Raw genomic sequence first — 1,354 nt, forward strand, 5'->3', positions numbered from 1 at the left:
GGTCGCGTCCCCACAGGTGGTGTAGCTCGGCGGTAGCGAAGCCGCTCGCGAGCGCGCCTTCGATAGCGCTGTAGCGAGCGAGCGGCTTTGCGGTGGTCATCGACAGTTCGCCGGTAAGGTCGGGTTGCTGACACCAACCTGATTCGAAGGAACCATCGATGACCGACGAGATGATGAACCTGCGCGCGCTCGTGGAGAAGACCCCAGATTCCGATCTCTTGCGTGAGATGATTGGCTTTGCCGCCGAGCGGCTGATGGAGCTGGAGGTTGGGGCCGCTGCCGGCGCCGCCTATGGCGAGAAGAACCCGTTGCGCACGGCCCAGCGCAACGGCTATCGCGAGCGCGACTGGGAGACGCGCGCCGGCACCGTCGAGCTGCGCATCCCCAAGCTCAGGAAGGGCTCCTATTTCCCCGGTTTCCTCGAGCCACGCCGCATGGCCGAGAAGGCGCTGACCGCCGTCATCCAGGAGGCCTACGTCAGGGTATCTCAACCCGCTCGGTCGACGACCTGGTCAAGGCCATGGGCATGAGCGGCATCTCCAAAGCCAGGTCAGCCGGCTGTGCGAAGAGATCGACGGCAAGGTCAAAGCGTTTCTTGAAAGACCCATCGAGGACGACTGGCCATATCTGTGGATCGACGCCACCTACCTGAAGGTGCGCCGCGGCGGCCGCATCGTCTCGGTCGCCGTCATTATCGCTCTGGGCGTCAACGCGGACGGCCGGCGCGAGGTGCTGGGCATGGAGGTCGGCACCTCTGAGGCCGAGCCGATCTGGACGGAGTTCCTGCGCAAGCTGACCCGCCGCGGCCTGCGCGGCGTCAAGCTCGTCGTCTCCGATGCCCATGAAGGCATCAAGGCGGCCGTCACCAAGGTGCTGTGCGCGACATGGCAGAGGTGCCGCGTCCACTTCATGCGCAACGTCTTGGCCCATGCCGGCAAGAGCGGGCGCCGCGTCGTCTCCGCTTTCATCGCCACCGCCTTCGCCCAGGAAACGCGCGCCCGAGGCCGCAAGCACGCAATGGCGCGCCGTCGCCGACCAGATCCGGCCGAAAGTGCCGAAGCTGGCGACAATCATGGACGACGCCGAGCCCGACGTGCTTGCCTACATGACTTTCCCCAAGGAGCACCGCGCCAAGCTGCACTCGACCAACCCGATCCAGCGCCTCAACGGCGAGATCACGCGGCGCACCGAGGTCGTCGGCATCTTCCCAAATGATCACGCCATCGTCCGCCTGGTTGGCGCGATCCTGCTCGAACAGAACGACGAATGGGCCGTGCAACGCGCCAGATACATGACGCTGGAAACCATCAGCCAAATGAGCGATGATCCTCTCATCAGCCTGCCAGCCGTCGCA

Annotated in this window: 1 pseudogene; it reads left to right on the top strand. The window is 65.1% G+C overall.

Features of this window, described 5'->3' with window-relative positions:
- Nucleotides 1–158: 158 nt before the first annotated feature.
- Nucleotides 159–1,354, top strand: a pseudogene (locus EN955_RS34495) (IS256 family transposase); the annotation flags it as partial.

This window comes from Mesorhizobium sp. M7A.F.Ca.CA.001.04.2.1 (assembly GCF_003998485.1).
Taxonomy (GTDB): domain Bacteria; phylum Pseudomonadota; class Alphaproteobacteria; order Rhizobiales; family Rhizobiaceae; genus Mesorhizobium; species Mesorhizobium ciceri.